The sequence below is a fragment of the Paraglaciecola arctica BSs20135 genome, assembly GCF_000314995.1.
Lineage (GTDB): Bacteria > Pseudomonadota > Gammaproteobacteria > Enterobacterales > Alteromonadaceae > Paraglaciecola > Paraglaciecola arctica.
Genome location: NZ_BAEO01000052.1, coordinates 53,279 through 72,383, shown reverse-complemented (window position 1 = coordinate 72,383; position 19,105 = coordinate 53,279). Strand labels below are relative to the sequence as shown.

The 19,105-nt window shown below is 40.0% G+C and carries 15 protein-coding genes and 1 pseudogene; 12 read left to right on the top strand and 4 right to left on the bottom strand.

Translation table 11 applies throughout. From position 1 onward, the window contains the following. Positions 1 to 535: 535 nt before the first annotated feature. Positions 536 to 934, bottom strand: a complete 399-nt coding sequence (locus GARC_RS16785) for a tellurite resistance TerB family protein (RefSeq protein ID WP_007622353.1) — start codon at positions 932 to 934, stop codon at positions 536 to 538. A 130-nt stretch (positions 935 to 1,064) separates the two neighbouring features. On the opposite strand from GARC_RS16785, the gene GARC_RS16780 reads away from it, so the two are divergent. The 3 genes from GARC_RS16780 (at position 1,065) to GARC_RS16770 (ending at position 3,900) form a co-directional block, all read left to right on the top strand. Continuing rightward, on the top strand, positions 1,065 to 2,081 hold the full coding sequence (locus GARC_RS16780) for an aldo/keto reductase (protein ID WP_039989926.1): 1,017 nt from the start codon (positions 1,065 to 1,067) through the stop codon (positions 2,079 to 2,081). Positions 2,082 to 2,127: 46 nt separating this feature from the next. After that, on the top strand, positions 2,128 to 2,583 hold the full coding sequence (locus GARC_RS16775; protein WP_052151520.1) for an RNA methyltransferase: 456 nt from the start codon (positions 2,128 to 2,130) through the stop codon (positions 2,581 to 2,583). A 144-nt stretch (positions 2,584 to 2,727) separates the two neighbouring features. After that, on the top strand, positions 2,728 to 3,900 hold the full coding sequence (locus tag GARC_RS16770) for a hydroxymethylglutaryl-CoA reductase (RefSeq protein ID WP_007622347.1): 1,173 nt from the start codon (positions 2,728 to 2,730) through the stop codon (positions 3,898 to 3,900). 94 nt (positions 3,901 to 3,994) lie between these two features. Here GARC_RS16770 and GARC_RS16765 read toward each other — a convergent pair whose 3' ends face one another. Further along, a complete protein-coding gene (locus tag GARC_RS16765) occupies positions 3,995 to 6,157 on the bottom strand; it encodes a molybdopterin oxidoreductase family protein (RefSeq protein ID WP_007622346.1) in 2,163 nt (720 codons plus the stop codon). Between the two features lie 190 nt (positions 6,158 to 6,347). Between GARC_RS16765 and GARC_RS16760 the strand changes: the two are divergent. From GARC_RS16760 to GARC_RS16720, 9 genes and pseudogenes are all read left to right on the top strand, one after another. Next, positions 6,348 to 7,645, top strand: a pseudogene (locus GARC_RS16760) (efflux RND transporter periplasmic adaptor subunit). 59 nt (positions 7,646 to 7,704) lie between these two features. Continuing rightward, entirely contained in the window at positions 7,705 to 8,949 is a 1,245-nt protein-coding gene (locus GARC_RS16755) for an ABC transporter permease (protein WP_264370926.1), read from the top strand. After that, positions 8,946 to 10,181 (top strand): ABC transporter permease, encoded by a 1,236-nt coding sequence (locus tag GARC_RS16750; protein WP_007622344.1) that lies wholly within the window; start codon positions 8,946 to 8,948, stop codon positions 10,179 to 10,181. The genes GARC_RS16755 and GARC_RS16750 overlap by 4 nt, the downstream gene beginning before the upstream one ends. 105 nt (positions 10,182 to 10,286) lie before the next feature. Beyond that, the gene (locus tag GARC_RS16745) at positions 10,287 to 11,579 is read left to right on the top strand and encodes an efflux RND transporter periplasmic adaptor subunit (RefSeq protein ID WP_007622343.1); all 1,293 of its coding nucleotides are present in this window, start codon (positions 10,287 to 10,289) and stop codon (positions 11,577 to 11,579) included. Between the two features lie 73 nt (positions 11,580 to 11,652). Beyond that, positions 11,653 to 12,360 carry an ABC transporter ATP-binding protein gene (locus GARC_RS16740; RefSeq protein WP_007622342.1) on the top strand — a complete coding sequence of 236 codons (708 nt, stop codon included), beginning with the start codon at positions 11,653 to 11,655 and terminating at the stop codon, positions 12,358 to 12,360. Positions 12,361 to 12,378: 18 nt separating this feature from the next. Continuing rightward, positions 12,379 to 13,695, top strand: a complete 1,317-nt coding sequence (locus GARC_RS16735; protein ID WP_007622341.1) for an ABC transporter permease — start codon at positions 12,379 to 12,381, stop codon at positions 13,693 to 13,695. 29 nt (positions 13,696 to 13,724) lie between these two features. Continuing rightward, positions 13,725 to 14,972 (top strand): ABC transporter permease, encoded by a 1,248-nt coding sequence (locus GARC_RS16730; protein ID WP_007622340.1) that lies wholly within the window; start codon positions 13,725 to 13,727, stop codon positions 14,970 to 14,972. A 242-nt stretch (positions 14,973 to 15,214) separates the two neighbouring features. After that, positions 15,215 to 15,466, top strand: a complete 252-nt coding sequence (locus tag GARC_RS16725; protein ID WP_007622337.1) for a hypothetical protein — start codon at positions 15,215 to 15,217, stop codon at positions 15,464 to 15,466. 163 nt (positions 15,467 to 15,629) lie between these two features. Beyond that, positions 15,630 to 17,465, top strand: a complete 1,836-nt coding sequence (locus GARC_RS16720; protein WP_007622335.1) for a cation:proton antiporter — start codon at positions 15,630 to 15,632, stop codon at positions 17,463 to 17,465. Positions 17,466 to 17,646: 181 nt separating this feature from the next. On the opposite strand, the gene GARC_RS16715 is transcribed toward GARC_RS16720, so the two are convergent. Both GARC_RS16715 and GARC_RS26025 read right to left on the bottom strand, forming a co-directional pair. After that, a complete protein-coding gene (locus GARC_RS16715; RefSeq protein ID WP_007622332.1) occupies positions 17,647 to 17,952 on the bottom strand; it encodes a hypothetical protein in 306 nt (101 codons plus the stop codon). 112 nt (positions 17,953 to 18,064) lie between these two features. Further along, positions 18,065 to 19,072 carry a helix-turn-helix transcriptional regulator gene (locus GARC_RS26025; RefSeq protein WP_007622330.1) on the bottom strand — a complete coding sequence of 336 codons (1,008 nt, stop codon included), beginning with the start codon at positions 19,070 to 19,072 and terminating at the stop codon, positions 18,065 to 18,067. Positions 19,073 to 19,105: the final 33 nt, after the last annotated feature.

Sequence of the window (19,105 nt, the reverse complement as noted above, 5' to 3'; positions counted from 1 at the left end):
GAAGGTGCTATCAAACGCAGAGACGGCCCCTGAAAATAAAGCAAAAAACACATAGATAGGGGCAACTATGAATAGTTTTGGAGTAAAAAAATGAAGCATATATAATCCTTTATAATTGTTTTATTATTTGAATTGCACTAAAAACAAACAGGGAGTGAATTTAAGGTTTGTTAGGTGATATAAAACAACGCTAGCTTGAAGAAAGTAACCATTCGTCATCATTTTTTTGTGATTTTTTAGTATTAAAGTTTTTCTATTGAACATAGAAAAACTACTGGCAATTATTGCGATAAATACATCTAAAACTGCGTTCATCCTTGTTCCCTGTATGTACAACGTTAACATGCTCCACGAAGGTTAGTTTTTATCCCTCAAAATATTCGAGGATAAACTACCAACCTATTATTATTTTTGCAATTTATATATCTAGCTAAATATATAGTTTTTCCACCTATTAAACGTCTATATAACTGTTACAGATCTATTCTAGGGTATCGATATGTTGTATGAATCAATAACCCAATCAACGGCCTCTTTATTTCTCTAGTAGCTCAGACAATAGGTCAATCGCCTGTTGTTCTGCAGCATCTAGTTCATCATCGGCAATAGCAACGTCTCTGACTAACTGCATAGCTTGTTGTTTCATGTCTTCATCAATCAACAACTTAGCTCTGTGGGTTAGATAATCTTCTACCGTGTCAGTTTTAATTGCGGCATAACATTTTATCAATGTGGTGGTGTAATATTCCTCTTTGCTTAAATCTGCATTCCACTCAATGGTATCGAGCCATTTGTGCATAAACTCAGATTCTTGCTCGGTGATCACGCCATCAGCAACAATCAAAAATAACACTAAATCAAACAATGCTTCACGTTGCTTTTGATCATGGCAGTGTCCCATATCCATCGACTTGAGAAATAAATCAAATTTCATCCGTTACTCCGTTATTTTATTAAACACAAAAAGCTTGAATTCGTATTCATTTAAGCTTTTTCACAAGGTAAATTGAGAATTAGTTTGCTTTGGTTTAGGCTAACGCAAATTTTATTCCGTGTAACTATTAATGATACAAAACGACCCCAACCCACGATATTTAGCAGCAGCTAACAGATATGCAAATATGTCTTATAACCGATGCGGTAACAGTGGTCTTAAATTACCTTCATTATCGTTAGGGTTATGGCAGAACTTTGGTGCTGTAGACTCTCCTAAAAATGCTCAAAATATGCTGCACCGTGCTTTTGATTTAGGCATTAATCACTTTGATTTAGCCAACAATTATGGCCCTCCTTTTGGTTCTGCAGAGTCTACTTTTGGTCAGGTTATGGCAAAAAGCTTTAAGCCGTATAGAGATGAAATGCTGGTCTCCAGTAAGGCGGGATACGATATGTGGGCTGGCCCTTATGGTATTGGCGGTTCAAGGAAATATTTAATAGCTAGCTGCGACCAAAGTTTAAAACGTACAGGGCTAGATTATTTTGACGTATTTTATTCACACTGTTATGACCCTGAAACCCCTCTTGAAGAAACAATGCAGGCGTTAGATTATATTGTTCGATCCGGTCGCGCTTTGTATGCGGGGATTTCTAGTTATTCTCCGGTGCATACCAAACAGGCCATACGTATATTACAAGATTTAGGCACCCCACTTCTTATTCATCAACCTAGCTATAATATGTTTGACCGGTGGATAGAAGACGGCTTGAGCGACGTGTTATTGGAAGAAGGTGTTGGTTCAATTGTGTTTTCTCCATTGGCACAAGGTTTTTTAACCAATAAGTACCTCAAAGGTGTTCCTCAAGGTTCACGGGCATCACGTAGCGAACAGATTTATTTGACTGAAGACAATATCAGCCAAGAAAAAGTAGCTAAAGTGATGCAACTTAATGAGCTTGCCATTCAAAGAGGACAATCTCTTGCGCAAATGGCGGTAGCTTGGGTGCTTAATAATCAAGCTGTCACTAGCGCTATTATTGGTGCGAGTAAAGTCAGTCAAATTGAAGACTGTGTGGCAGCTTTAGACAACTTAGAATTTACGCAACAAGAACTCATTAACATTGACAATATACTGGGAAAATAAATTGCCAACACATATAGCCATTATTAATCCCAAAAGCCCACAAAACATGGGTAGTATTCTCCGTGCAGCCGGATGTTACCAAGCACAAAGCATCCGTTATACAGGTGAGCGTTATGCAAGAGCCAAAGCTTTCAGCACCGATACTAAAAATGCATACCTCAAAATATCAGTTACTCATGTAGACACCGTGATTGATCCCATAAAGGACAAACACCTGACTAAAGTAGCGGTAGAACTGGTAGAAGGTGCTACGCCTTTACCTCTTTTTGAGCATCCAGAACAAGCCTTATACATATTTGGCCCTGAAGATGGTTCTATCGAACAAGATGTTGTCGACCAATGTGATCATGTGGTTTATATCCCAACTGTTGGCTGTATGAACTTAGCGGCAACCGTTAATGTTTTACTTTATGACCGCATGGCAAAAACCGCAGTTATGCCCTTAGGTGATGAAGTAATAAAAAATAGTCGAGATACCAATAACCGTACCAAAGCTAAGTAGCTCCAACCGTTAACAAAATGTTAACTATTTAAGGTTGGAATTAACATTTCCTTTGTCATCTATGACTAACCGTGTGAATATTAAATGTAATCAAAGCCGTACATTTTGTATTTATGTCACACGATAAAATAGAAGGAATATCTAATGAGTGATGATACTCGCATCCCACGAAATTCAGAAAATGACCATACTAGTGAAATGGCCGAAGTCCGCAGAGAGTTTATCAAACAAAAAACGGGCGCAGACCTAATCCATACGGGCCAATTTAGTATCGATCCAGCGGTATTACCTGGCAATATTGAAAATTTTATTGGCATAGTGCAAATGCCTGTTGGCGTGGCAGGTCCGGTGCGCATTAACGGTGAGCATGCCAAGGGTGAGTTTTATGTACCTCTAGCGACAACTGAAGGCACATTGGTTGCTAGCTATAGTCGTGGAATGCGGGTGATAAACGAATGTGGCGGTGTTAAAACCACTGTTGTTGAAGGTTTTATGCAACGGGCTCCCGCTTTTATTTTTAACGATGCTCGAGAAGCGAGAGATTTTGGTCATTGGGTAGACGAAAATTTTGACAAGATTAAAGCAGCCGCAGAAACCACTACTAGCATAGGTAAACTCGAGCATATTCAACAGTGGTCAGTATCTAAGACCAAATACTTACGTTTTAATTACACCACAGGCGATGCAGCTGGGCAAAACATGGTGGGCAAGGCAACCTTAATGGCCTGTGAATGGATCAAAGCCAATTCGCCTATCCCTTGTATGTATATGTTGTCCGGTAATATGGACACAGACAAAAAACACTCTCACCTCAACATGTTGCACTCAAGAGGTAAACGAGTCATTGCTGAGATAATACTCAAAAAAGAAGTCCTAGCTCGCGTCATGAAGGTCGATACAAAAATGCTTGCTGGTGCTTCAGTATTAGCTAACACTGGTGCACAAATGGCCGGTGCAGCATACAACGGTCCACACTCAGCCAATGGCATCGCTTCTTTATATATTGCCACGGGTCAAGATGAAGCAAACGTTGTGGAATCTCACGCTGGTATGTTGTCACATGAATTATTAGATAACGGTGATCTCTATATGTCGGTCACGCTACCCTCACTTATTGTGGCTACATTTGGTGGCGGTACAGGTCTACCGACACAGAACGAATGTTTACAAATGTTAGGATGTGTCGGTAAAGGTAAAGCCGAGAAGTTTGCAGAAATTGTTGCAGCAACAGTACTTGCAGGTGATATTTCACTAGGCTGCGCTGTTATTGCTGGCCATTGGGTCAGTAGTCATGACCAAATGGGTAGAAATAGATAAATCTTTAATTTAAACAAATAGCCCGGTAATTAACCGGGCTTTTTTATGTTTGGCTTTTGTAATACCAATTCTTTATACGGATTGGCATAAGTGTCTAGGCAGCTGCAATCGTTACCGGCACACCATTTAGTACTGCATTACCGGATAACTCATCTAACACCATTTCATCGGTTAGGTCGTTGACACTCACTCCAGCATGTTGCTCAGCAGTTTGCCACTGACTACCTTTTTTATTGTGTCCCCAACCATGAGGGATCGAAATAACTCCAGGCATAATTTTTTCGGTGATTTCTACAGGCAACGAGACTTTACCGACCCTAGATGTGACGGTGATCATTTGTTGATCTTGAATATTATGTTTACTCGCATCATCTGGATGAATTTGTGCAGTACACCTAGACTGACCGTTATTTGTACCTTTCACCATACGTTTACTATTGTGTAACCAAGAATTATTGGTTTTAAGGTGCCTACGACCAATCAACTGCAAGCTATCATCAGCAGACTTTCCTGATGTAGCAAATTCAGAAGCAAAGAATTGTTTATCTAATCGCACTAAGTCGGCCATAAAATAGTCAAAACTTAGATGTATTTTTTTATCATTGTGAAAAATGGCTTCGGGTAAATCGGGCTGTAGCGGGCCAAGATCAATGCCATGTGGTTTCTTTAATAAAAGATCTACGCTCAACACCTCACCTTCATGGCGATAACGGCCACTTTTAAGTAAGTCATCCACTACTCCTTTAGGCTCCTTTTGCCAAAGTGTTTGATATCTATCTGTGGGTAACCCATTCAGCTTATCTAAACGCTCAGCTAAACCAAGGTATATTTGCCAATCAGTTTTACTTGTTTCAGCAGCAGGAAAAATAGCAGGGGAAAATTTTGAGCTGTTTCTTACCGCAAAATTATGGAAAACGATATCGTAGTGATCCCGCTCTAATGAGGTAACCGGCGGTAAAATAATGTTCGCATGACGTGAAGTTTCTGTGATGTAAAAGTCCACTGCTACAACAAAGTCTAAGTTTTCAAAGGCTTTATCTAATTGCTGACCATTTGGCGTAGTCAAAATGGGATTACCTGCCCCAATTACCATAGCTTTGATTTGCCCTTCGCCTTCGGTGATTATTTCTTCAGCTAAAGCTGATACCGGAAATTCACCGGCAAAAGCAGGCAAGTTACGCACTCGTGAATGAAAATTACCGATTGAACCTCTACCTGAATGAGGTAAAAAGTCAGCAGCAGGCTGAGTAAACATCATGCCACCTTGTCTGTCTAAATTGCCCGTAAGCATGTTAAACAACATGATCAAGTATTGAGTAAGCGTACCAAAGGCTTGCACACTGGCGCCCATTCGCCCGTAACATACAGCAGGCCCTGCAGCGCAGAAAGATCCAACTAAACCAATAATCTGAGCTTCACTCATGCCTATTAGATTAGCAACTCGTTTGGGCGAATAGTCCGCCACGTATTTTTCAACCTCTAATAAATCTGCAGCAAAGTTTAATAATTCATCAGCATCAACAAGTTGTTTATCAAATAATGTATGGATCATCGCTAACATCAAAAGAGCGTCAGTGCCGGGCTTGATAAAGTGATGTTCACTACTCATATCAGCAGTTTCGGACTTTTTAGGGTCAATCACTACCACTTTACCACCACGAGCTTGCACCGCTTTTAATCGACGTTTTATATGTGGCACAGTCATTATGCTGCCATTGGAGGCCAACGGATTACCGCCAATAATCATAAAGTGTTGGGTATGGTCAATGTCAGGAATGGGAATTTGTGACTGATGCCCAAATAATTGACGACTCACAATATGATGGGGAAGTTGATCAACTGATGTGGCTGAATATCGATTATGTGATTTTAAAGCCCGGTAAAAATAGGGTCCGAATAAAATCGAGCCCATATTATGGGCATTAGGATTACCAAGATAAGTAGCAACAGATTCAGTTCCATGTTTTTGCTGTACCTCAAACAGGCTACTTGCCACTTTGTCTAATGCATAATCCCAAGAGACTTCCTGCCACCCATTACCATCCGCTGTTTTCTCAAGAGGTGTGCGAATACGCTCAGGATCTTCATATAAATCCTTTAATGCCATGGCTTTAGGACAAACGTGTCCTTCACTGAAAGGATTTAGTTTGTCACCAACAATCGATAATATGTCTCTTTCTTGAGTGGTAACCTCTATGCCACACATGGCCTCACATAAGGTACAAGTTGAATAGTGTTTTTGTTTTTCAGTAGGCATAATCAATGTCACAAAATTGTTAATAACTGAAAGTTAGCGATTAACGCTGTTATACACAAGCATCATTGTTACTTATGATTATGGTCTCGGATATTTATGGGTATAGACACAACTGTATAACTATTTTACCCTAGAAGAAAATTTCAGCAGATGGTTATTAACTTAGTTGTTTCACTTTCAAGGAATGTAATTGAAAATCACTGACACCAGTGCTCAAGACACTGTTATCGTCCCTAAAAAATCAGCCAAAACCTATGCGCTATTCGGATTGCTATTTTTAGCACTACTGATTTCTCTCATCATGCTTTATCCCTATTTTTCTCGTTGGTCTGACTCTTCAATCTCAATATCGGCTGAGCGTATTCGTATTGGCACAGTTAAACGTGGCGATTTTGTTCGTGATCTGTCTATTCAAGGGCGCGTTGTAGCAGCAATAAGTCCCAAGCTGTATAGCCCAGCTCAAGGCACTATTACTTTTTAGTAGACGCTGGCGACACAGTATTAAAAGGCCAAACATTGGCTACTATAGATAGCCCAGAGTTATCCAATCAACTTAAACAAGAGCAATCTAGCTTACAAAGATTGCAGTTTGAGTTAGATAGGCAAAGGATCCAAAGTAAAAAGCAAGTGCTAGAAAATCAAAAATCATCAGACTTAGCCAAAGTAGCGTTAACTGCAGCAGATAGAGAAAAACGCCGCGCAGATCAAGCCTATCAAAGCCATTCCATAAGTCAGATTGATTTCGAAAAAGCCCAAGACGATTTAGAAAATGCCAAGCTAGTCTATAAACATGCAGTTAATGACGCCAAACTGAATATCGAAAGTCTCGAGTTTGAGGTGCAAACCAAACAACTACAGGTGCAAAGGCAAGCTTTAGAAGTTAATGAATTATCTAGGCAAGAGATTGAGCTCACCCTACTCTCTCCTGTGAATGGGTTAGTAGGTAATTTAGCAGTAGAGCAAAAAAATCAAGTCAGTAAAAACCAAGCCATCATGAGCGTAGTCGATTTAACTGAGTTTGAATTAGACGTGGATATTCCAGAAAGTTACGCCGACGATTTAGCCATAGGTATGTTGGCAGAAGTCAATTTAGATGGACAGACTCATCAAGCTATTTTAGTGACAATTTCTCCTGAGATTGAAAACAATCAAGTAAAAGGCCGAGTTCGTTTTGCTAAATTTGACTCTCAAGGTAATCAGCTTACTGCTCCATCAGGCTTGCGGCAAAATCAACGCTTAACCACTCGTATATTAATGGAAAGTAAAACTGATGTGTTGATGGTTGAACGTGGCCAATTTTTACAAAGTGCCAATGGCAACATTGCCTATGTAATACAAGATGGATTGGCCTATCGTACTGCGATCAAAACTGGCGCACGGAGTTTATCTGTGGTTGAAGTGTTGAACGGTTTAAGCGCAGGACAACAAATAATTATCTCAGGCACCGACCAATTTAATGGTGCTAACACAGTATTGATCAGTCAGTAATGTTTCACTATTACCTCAAGCTTTCACTAAAAAGCATTGGCCGCCAAAAAAGCTTAAGTGTGTTGATTTCAACTACCTTGGGACTAGGTATCGCGGCATGTATGATCACTTATTCGCTGATCTATTTAATGTCCAAAGATCCTTTGCCAAATAAAAGCAACAGGGTCTACCATGTGCAATTAGACAATTGGCACCGCAACTCTGCCGCTATTGAGCCGAACTTGCCGCCCGAAGAAGTCACTTGGCGCGATGCCATGAATATAGTGCATGCTAAACAAGCAAAGTATCAGGCTGCCCACGCAATAACCTGGGGAATGGTCACCCCAGCCAACAAAAACGTGCCACCATTTTTAGGTATTATTCGAGCCACCCAAGGCGAGTTTTTCCCGATGTTTGACGTGCCATTTTTATATGGACAAGGCTGGCAAAACCATCCCATTAATCATGTCGAATATGTGACTGTTTTAAGCAAAGAGACCAATCAACGAGTGTTTGCAGGGATTAATTCTGTAGGCAAAACGTTACCCATGTTAGGAAAATTATTCACAGTTGTAGGGGTATTAGATGAATGGCACCCCAGCCCAAAGTTTTTTGATATGTCATTCGGGGCATTTTATCCTCCTGAGGACTTATACGTACCTTTACAAATAAAAGCTGAACTAGAACTGCCTCACGGTGGCCACACTCATTGTTGGGAAAAGGATCTAGGTGACAATTATCAAGCTTTTCTAAACTCTGAATGTGTCAACTTCAACCTTTGGATTGAATTAGCAAGCCAGCAAAATAAACCACAGTTTGATAACTATCTGCAGACATACGTTGAACAACAAAAGGGACTCGGCCGATTTCCTAGAGTCAGCAATAATATAGTGCTCAATATCAATCAGTGGTTGGTATACAAGAAAGTTATCAGTTCAGACATGTACCTATTCTTTTACTTAGCCTTATTATTTTTATTGGTGTGTTTATTTAATGCAGCCAGCTTAATAAGCACCAAGTTTACTGCAAAAAATAGTGAAATCGCCCTCAGAAGAGCCCTAGGTGCAAACCAGTTAGCGATTTTAAGTCAATGCCTCACAGAAACCCTTATCTTAGGTTGTTTGGGGGCACTGATAGGTATAATTTTTTGTTTAATGGGACTTGAAGGTATTAAGTATCTTTACCCAAACTTTAGTGCATTTGTCACTCTCGATATGCCGCTGATGTTGATCACTGTGGGTATAAGTATTTTGTCGAGCGTTTTAGCAGGTTTAATACCCAGTATTAAGGTGTCTATGTTAGCGCCGGCAGGTTATCTAAAATGAACTTACCTTTTTCCCGCATAGCATTTCGACCTATAATAAGCACATTACTCAGGCAAAAATATGCCATGACTATGTTGCTCTTACAGATTGCGCTTACCTTAGCCGTTATCAGTAACGGCCTATTTATCATCAGTCAAAGACTAGATATTTTACAACGTCCAAGTGGTATCGACGAGCCGAATATTTTTGTTTTAACTAGCTCTGGTTTTACCGAAAATTTTAATCCACAAACTAGCATGCAAGCTGATCTAGCTGAACTTAGACAGATGCCAAATATTATCAACGCTGTTGCAACTTACTCTTTTCCCTTTAGTGGCAGTGGCGACTGGGACGAGTTACAAACGCTTGCTGGTAGCGACCAAAATACTGTGCCTGCGGCTAGTTACAAGTTAGACGAGAATGGCATAGACGCCTTGGGATTATCGCTGCTTGCTGGAGAAAACTTCACTGCTAGTGAGGTACTTTGGCAAACAGAAGATAATAAAACATTTCCCAGTGTCGCCATTATCACAACTAGTGTGGCAACAGACTTATTCAACACCACAGACTGGGCATCTGTGGTTGGTAAAACAATTTATATCAATGATATACATAGTGTTGTTGTTAAAGGTATTGTGCTGCAACTTCAAGCGCCTTGGGATCCAGTTGGGCAAATTGAAAACAGTATAATTTACCCTAGAGTGGTAACGCGTAACTCAGCACGTTACCTAATCCGCGCTAAACTTAGCATGCTTCAGGAAACTACTGCAGATGTAGAGCAGTATCTTGGAATGAGCAATCAACAACGCATGATCCGTAAAGTAGAAAGTATTAAAACCATTAGAAAACAAGTTTATGGTCCTGATATAGCAGCTATTACCATTTTATTAGTGGTGATCACGGCTCTCAGCATTATTTCGGCTATGGGCATTGCTGGCATGGCCAGTTTTAATGTAATAAAGCGACATAAACAGATAGGTATCAGGCGTGCATTAGGCGCAAACAAAGTAGATATTCTCAGTCATTTTTTTGTTGAAAATATCATACAGACCACTGGTGGTATTTTTATCGGCTGTATATTTGCACTAGGACTTAATGTTTTTTTGGTCGCTCAATATGCTCTACCTAAACTGCCGTTAACTTATATTTTTATAGGTATATTTTGTTTGTATCTATTAGGCATATTGGCAACCTTAAAACCCGCATTAAAAGCTATGAATATTTCTCCAGCAGAAGCCACAAGAAGCCAGTAAGTGGGATTGCAAAAACAGCGACAATAAATATTTTTATCTTTTTTAAACCTTTTTGACTATTGCATCGACTTAGTTGGTGATTGTTCAAAAATTTCAGGGAACCAGATGAAAATTGCAGACACCAGCGGCCAAGATACCGTTGTCTTAAAAAAATCCAATAACAAAACAAAATGGCTAATCTTAGCTTTAGTTGGCATTGTTTTATTGGCATACATCACGCTTGCACCAAGCATCAACAACTGGTCCAACTCAGACGTTAGCATTTCTGCACAAAGAGTTCGTTTAGGCACAGTTACCCAAGGCGATTTTGTTCGCGACTTATCCGTTCAAGGCCGAGTAGTCGCTGCTGTCAGTCCTAAGTTATACAGTCCAGCACAGGGCACCATTTCATTTGAGGTAGATGCTGGTGACACCGTACTCAAGGGTCAAGTTCTGGCCACCATTGATAGTCCAGAGCTCACCAATCAACTCAAACAAGAACAATCGGCCATTCAACGTTTACAAATGGAACTAGACAGGCAAAAAATCCAATCCAGCAAACAAGCTTTAGTTAATCAAAAAGCTGTCGATTTGGCTAAAGTGTCGCTAACCGCAGCGGATAGAGAAAAACGTCGGGCAGACAAAGCGTTTGCAAGCCAATCCATCAGTCAGATTGATTACGAGAAAGCCCAAGACGATTTAGAAAACGCCCGTTTAGTCTTTAAACATTCTGTTAAAGACGCTGAGTTAAATTTAGAAAGCCTAGATTTTGAAGTTAAAACTAAACGGCTATTGGTCGAACGCCAAAAACTTCTAGTCACCGAGCTTAGCCGCCAAGTTGAGGAATTAACCTTACTTTCTCCTGTCAACGGCTTAGTAGGTAATTTGTCTGTTGAACAAAAGAATCAGGTTGCCAAAAATCAAGCAATTTTAAGCGTAGTAGATTTATCCGAATTTGAAATAGAAGTGGATATTCCTGAAAGTTACGCCGATGACTTAGCCATAGGTATGGCAGCTGAAATCAACCTTAATGGTGAAACGTATTCAGCAAAACTCGTGACCATCTCACCTGAAATTGAGAACAATCAAGTTACGGGCAGAGTGCGTTTCGCCTCCCTTGATCAAGGGAGTGTTATCCAACCTCAAGGTTTACGTCAAAATCAACGTCTAACTACCCGAATTCTCATGGAAAACAAGCAAGATGTACTGATGGTTCAAAGGGGACAATTTCTGGAGACCGGTAATGGGCGAGTCGCTTACATAGTTAAAAATGATATGGCTGAGCGCACATCTATCGCCACTGGAGCACGCAGTTTGTCTAGTGTGGAAGTGCTTAACGGCCTATCAGTAGGCGACACTATTATTGTTTCAGGCACAGATCAATTTAACGGCGCACAAAGTGTGTTGATCACTCAGTGATTGATAACCGAATGAATTATAAAACGAATAGTTTAAATACGAATAATTAAAATAACAGTTAGGAACACTTCTTATGTTAAAAATGACAGATGTAAAAAAGGTATTTCGTACAGATCTTGTTGAAACTCATGCATTACGGGATTTTAATCTACATGTGGGTGAAGGTGACTTTGTTGCTGTAACAGGCCCATCAGGCTCAGGTAAAACCACATTCTTAAATATCGCAGGGCTGCTGGAAACTTTTAATGGCGGCACTTATGAGTTAGACGGTCAAGATGTCAGTAACTTAAATGACAAAAAACGTAGTCAACTTAGAAACGAAAAAATAGGATTTATTTTTCAAAGTTTTAATTTAATACCCGACTTAAATTTATTCGATAACGTCGATGTGCCATTACGCTATCGCGGTTTTAACAGTGCTGAACGCAAAAAGCGTATCGAAAGCAGCTTAGAAATGGTGGGGCTAGCCCAGCGTATGAAACACCTGCCTTCACAACTTTCTGGAGGGCAACAACAACGTGTTGCCATAGCTAGAGCACTTGCAGGCGAGCCTCGTTTTCTATTAGCTGATGAGCCAACCGGAAACCTCGATACTCAAATGGCAAACAGTGTAATGGACTTGCTAAAAAGCATTAATGCCGCTGGCACCACTATTATCATGGTGACCCATGACGGGCAATTAGCGAGTCAGGCTAGGCGCAATATTTATGTGCGAGACGGCAAAGTCAGTGAAGTTAATGATACCGATGCGGCTACTGCACCTCATCTTGCTGCAGTCTAACGCTTAGGAGTCACCATTATGTTTGGTTATTATATTAAACTTGCACTAAAAAGCGTAAAGCGTAATCCCATTCTGAGTTTGCTAATGATTACCGCCATTGCCTTGGGTATTGGTGCCAGTATGACAACGATCACAGTCAATTATCTGATGTCTGCGGATCCTATTCCCAATAAAAGCCATCAATTATTTCATATACAGGTAGACAGTTGGGATCCCAACAATGCCTTTAATGACGATGAAGATGCCCTACCCAACCAATTAACTTGGACAGATGCGACCAATTTCATTCATGCAAAAAAAGCACTAAGACAATCTGCCATGGGCATGTCTGGCGCCATTATTGAACCTGCAGGTGACGACGCTAAACCCTTTGAGGCTTCTATCAGACTGGCCTATACCGACTTCTTTGCCATGTTTGAGGTGCCATTTATTTATGGAACCCCTTGGGAAAGCGCCTCTGATAACAATAGAGAGCAAGTAATTGTACTCAGTAAACGCATAAATGAGAGTGTATTTGGTGGTGAAAACTCAGTAGGAAAAACCATAATAGTTGATGGCAGAAGTTTTCAAGTAGTTGGAGTCATTGACGATTGGCAGCCTATGCCGAAGTTTTATGATGTCAACAACGGTGCTTTTAACGAAACTGAAGAGGTGTTTATGCCATTTTCTTTAAAAGAAGAATTAGAGCTTCCAAATTGGGGCAACAACAGCTGCTGGAAAAGCCCTGAAGGAGAAGGCTACAGCGCTTTTTTACGTTCTGAGTGTATTAATACTCAAATGTGGGTCGAACTGCCTGACGAAACAGCAAAAGCAGAGTATATGGGCTTTTTAAATAACTATGTGATGGAACAAAAAGAATTGGGCCGTTTTCCACGTCCACTTAAAAATCGCTTATCTAACGTAATGCAGTGGATGGAAAGTCAAGAAGTGGTCGAAGAAGACGCCAAGATGATGATGTGGCTTTCATTTATGTTTTTGTTGGTGTGTTTGCTCAATACCATTGGGTTGTTGCTCGCTAAGTTCACTGGTAAGTCGGCTGAAATAGGTTTGCGCTTAGCGGTAGGCGCATCAAAAGCTGACTTATTTAAACAACATTTGGTTGAATCAGCCATGATTGGTTTGTTAGGTGGTATCGCAGGGTTGGGATTAGCGGTTCTGGGGTTGCAAGGTATTAAAAGCCTGTACGGCGACTTTGTTGATGACTTAGCAACCTTGGATATCAGCATGATTTTAGTCGCACTGAGCATTGCTTTGTTATCGAGCATCGCAGCTGGTTTATATCCTACTTGGCGAGCTTGTAATATCGCGCCTGCCAGCCAATTAAAAAGCCAATAGCGCCAATCGGCCTATAAAGGAGCCTGAACATGTCAAATACTCAAACTAGTCCTGCAATCAATTGGGAAATTGGTCCTATATTCCGCGCTATGTTACGTAACAAAGTCGGTGCTATTTTAATTGCGCTGCAAATAGCCGTAACTATGACCATTATTGTTAACTCTGTGTACATCATTGTTGAACGTAATAAAGAAATGCAACGAAATAGTGGAATCGATAATGAAAACAGTTTTTTCCTAACCAGCATAGGTTTTGCTGAGAACTTTAATGTGCCTGTTACAGTTGCAGAAGATATGAATACCTTACGTGCCCTACCCGGCATAGTAGACGCCATACAAATCAATGCTGTGCCTAATAGTGGAAGTGGTTGGTCTATGGGGTTAAAAACTCAATCTGGTGCTGAATATGATGCGGTAGGCACGGCAGTGTATATGGTTGATGAACACGGTATCAATGCCTTAGATCTTGAAATTATTGCCGGTGAAAACTTTGCGCCCACAGACATTGGTTTACGTGTTGTGGGACAAGTAGATTGGCCCAATAAAACCATATTAACCAAAGCCATGGCTGAAAACTTATTTCCTGATATTCCTTATCAATCGGTAGTGGGTAAAACGGTCTATATCAATGATATAGACCCTATGATAGTGGTTGGCATTATTGATAAATTACAAGCGCCTTGGGTGGGTTGGAACAATTTAGAAAATGCCATGTTGTCGCCAGAAAGAATGGACTTTAAAGGTAGCCGATATTTTATCCGTACTGAGCCTGGACAAAGAGACAGGGTAATGAAACAAGTGGAAGAATTATTGGCCAACAGTAACAAAGGCCGTTTAATCAAAGGAATGCGCAGCGTCGAAGAAGCACGAGAACGCAGTTATCGAGGACATACTGCCATGATTAAAATTTTGACTACAGTGATGATCATTTTAACCATAGTGACCGCATTAGGCATAGTTGGACTGGCTAGCTTTAGTGTCAATCAACGTAAAAAACAAATCGGTACAAGACGCGCGTTAGGCGCTAGTCAGTCGGCTATTGTGCGTTATTTTATGCTAGAAAACTTTTTGATCAGTAGCATAGGTGTGATTTTGGGTGCGGTATTAACAGTAGGTCTAAATATAATTTTAGTGAATACCTTTGGCCTCGACAGAATAGACTGGTTCTACATCCCTATTGGCATGTTGGTTTTATGGTTAGTGGGTCAAGGTGCAGTATTTGGCCCTGCCAGAAAAGCCGCAAATATCCCTCCTGCGTTGGCGACCAGAACAGTTTAAGGTTATCTCTTAATCTCAAAGCATACTGAATGCTGCTAGCCAGCGTTCAGTATCACTTAAAAAATATTAACATGAGTTTATGTTTGTCATTTTGGCTAAAAACTGAGTAAAACCGCTAATATATTATCGCAGCATTATTGTACAAATTTATAACCTATTGTTTATTATGGATTAATAAAACTGGTCTAAACTATGCTTTCAACACTCAGATAAATTCACTTTAAACAATCAAGGAGAAAAAAATGGACGAAGGTATGGTGTTTGTATTGATCATTTTATTTGCGTTTGTATTACCTATTGTCATGGTTGGGACTTGGACATCTCATAAAAAAGAAATGGCAAAAGCCAATACCAATCTCAATAACTCTGAAAAACAAAACATGCAAAATGAGTTAGCCGCGGTAAAAAGTAGATTAGAGGTGTTAGAAGCGATTGTCACAGATAAAAAGTATCAACTTAATCAAGAAATATCTAAACTAAAAGCAGTAGACTAGTTCCAGCAAGACACACAAAACACTTCTCAGGCCAACATATCCCCCTAAATTGACCTGAGGAGTCACAGTTTTTCGGCTGACATGAGTTTAATAATTGATTTTATTCGCTAATATGTGCTGTCATAGGCTACTGTCTGACATCATTAATTAAATTGGATATAAATTGAGCGAACCTATTATTGCCCTAGTAAGTGTGGGGCTTATTTCTATTGCCTGCCAATTTTTAGCATATAAAATTAAACTTCCAGCCATTTTACCTCTGTTAATAGCGGGTATTATTGTCGGTCCGGTAACAGGGATCATTAATGCAGACTTATTATTTGGCGACTTGCTTTTTCCAATAGTATCACTGTCTGTTGCCATCATTCTGTTTGAAGGCTCTCTCACCCTTAAATTCAAAGATTTAAGTGGTCACGGCTCTATGGTGCGAAATTTATGCACTGTTGGCGCATTAATTACTTGGGTGATTGCGGCGCCTGTTGCCCACTATGCTCTGGATATGTCATGGCAGATGGCATTTTTATTTGGCGCGATTGTTACTGTAACAGGACCTACAGTGATTGTGCCTATGTTACGTACAGTAAGACCTAGCACTAAAATAGCCAATATTTTACGTTGGGAAGGCATAGTCATCGATCCAATTGGTGCATTGTTAGCTGTATTAGTATTCGAATATATAGTTTCCACTCAAGATGCCCTAAGCCACACCCTATTTGCATTTGCTAAGACAATTTCTGTAGGTGTTATATTTGGTGCGCTTTCGGGCTACCTTATGGGTATAGTGCTGCGTAATAACTGGATCCCTCATTATTTGGTTAACACTGCAGTATTAACCCTAATGCTAGGTGCATTTGAGGGCTCTAATATGATTGCCCATGAATCTGGTTTATTAACTGTGACAATCATGGGGATGTGGTTGGCGAATATGAAACGGGTTGAAGTCGATGACATTTTGGAGTTTAAAGAAACCTTAAGCGTGTTGTTAATTTCTGGTTTATTTATCCTTCTGGCATCTAGAATAGAACTCAGTGCCATGCTCAATTTAGGCTGGGGCTCGGTTATAATATTATTGGTCATTATGTTTGTAGCTAGACCAATATCTGTTTTTATCTCTTCCTTGGGTACCAATTTAAGTTGGCGAGAATTGGCTCTTTTGAGCTGGATTGCCCCTCGAGGTATTGTTGCAGCCGCCGTATCTGCGCTGTTTGCTTTGAAGTTAGAAGCGTTAAACTACGCGCAAGTTGAATTATTGGTACCTTTAGTGTTTTTGGTGATCATCACCACTGTGGTTATCCAAAGCCTGACTTCGGTTCACGTGGCAAAAATACTTGGTCAACGAGCCCCTGCTCCTTACGGATTTCTGATTTTTGGTGGCGGTCTGTTTTCAAGATTGTTTGCCAAAGAATTAATTGCCCAAGATGTTACGGTCCGCGTTGCAGATACCAACTGGGAATCCATAAGATTGGCGCGCATGGACAATATCCCTACCTATTACGGCAACCCCATGTCTGAACATGCTGAGCGCAGCTTAGATTTATCGCTATATGGCACCGTGTTGGTGATATCGCCTTATAAACAACTCAATCCTTTAGTTACCTATCATTTCGAACACGCCCTCGGTAAAGGAGCTGTGCTGGGTTTAACTGTCAACGAACCTCAGAAGCGCGCAAGTCATCAAGTTTCAGAATCATATGCAGCAAAGTTATGCCTTTTTAATGAAGATGTGACTTATGCAAAACTAGCTGGGTATGCGACTAAGGGAGGCACAATAAAAACCACTAGGTTGTCAGATGAATTCAGCTATGAAGATTATGAAAAGGAGTATCAAAAACGCTCAATTCGTCTTTGTGCGATTGAACCCAATGGCAAAGTGAGAATGTTTACTAGCCTAAAAAACATTCAACCTAAATCAGATTGGCGTATTGTTAGCCTAATTACAGAAGATAAAATAGCAGAGGTTAGCCAGCCTACCTTTGATAAAAACAATTTACCTTCTTAGATGTAGCCCCCCCAATATTGGTGTTGTATTTCGGCTAACATTGACAGATTTGCAGGTAACGATGTTATGCCCTTGTCGATAGCAAAAGATTAGAGCAGCAATTTCGCTCCCCTAGCTATGATGATCTCATGCCCATCTTTACATGGGCATGAGATCACCAATTAAAATTTCAGCTGCATTTTTACACTTTATAAAATTTTACTAACTGGTCTTGCTGTAGGACACATTTGTATTTAGTGACACGTTTACCTTCAGGTTTGACTTTCATTTTAACTAAGGCCCCACCCATGGCTTTCATCCATTTAGTCTTACTACTAATATATTGAACAGAGTCTTCGCCGTAACGTTTTTTTGCCTCGGTTTGACAAGCTTCTATAACCTGTTCTTTCACTTCATCCTTAGTTAATTCAGCTTGCGCTAAAGCGGCTGAAGAGCCTATTACATTTAATACACAGGCTATTAATAATGGCTTTAGAAGTTTAGTCATAGATTTTCCTAATTGATTGATTGAGTCTATAAGTTCATTCAAACGGAAAAACGACAAAAAATCTCACCGATTGCGAAATCCTGTATAGATTTTCGAAATCGGTAATAGAAAACTAGAAATCGGTCAGCTCGTTAGAGCCCCCTAGACCACTTATTTTACGAAACTCGCTTGGGGTCATGGTTTTTAACGTTTTAAATGCTTTGTTAAAGGTAGTCAAAGATGCGTATCCAGATTCTATAGCAATAGTTAGGATAGGAATTCTAATCAATTTTGGATCCGATAAACGTTGTGCTGCATCTCTAACCCTATAGCGATTTAAATAATCATTAAAGTTACGATAACCAAGATGCTGATTAATCAATCGTCTAAGTTGATGCTCTGGAACAATGAGATAATCTGAGAGGCTTTTAATAGTTAAATCAACCTGTCGATAATAAAACTCTTCTTCCATAGCGTAGGTCAACTTATCTAACCACTGGCTATCAGCCAATGAAGGCTTAGAAATTTTATCTTTGACTAATTCGGGCGTTAGCTCATCTATTGATTCGATTAATATGTTTGAGTCTGATACCAAAATATTATAACCAAATGTCATGGCAAAAATGCTAATAACAGTAATATTAATATAATTCAAAAATGCTGGGAACTCACCATGGCCATATATAAATTCATTTACCACAATAAATAACAAAAAAGCACCAGAGGTTACTGACAATCCCAACCGCAAAAAGCGGCGACACTCAACTAAATCAGATTGCCAATTACGGAATATATCAAACAACCCCAAAACCGTGAGAGTTGAGGTCGAAACAAGTGAAATCCCATGTATAAAGGAGCCTTCGATATCTGCCGGAGATTGTATGCATTGATAAATACCTAAAACAATACAAATGGCCAGACCAATATAGTGCCCAATATGTAATTTATGGTTACTTTCTCCCATTTGAAATAACGTTGCGGCAAACATCCAAAATAACGCGGGGTTGGCCATCGCACCTACACCAAGAAACAGTTGCAGGTAAAACAAATCATGCACAAATGGTTGCACTATGTAACAAGCAGCACTTAACAACATCAAACTTAAAATTTTGGCGGTTAACACTTGTCGATACTCAAACATGAGCTTACACACAACTAACGAAATTGCGCCGAG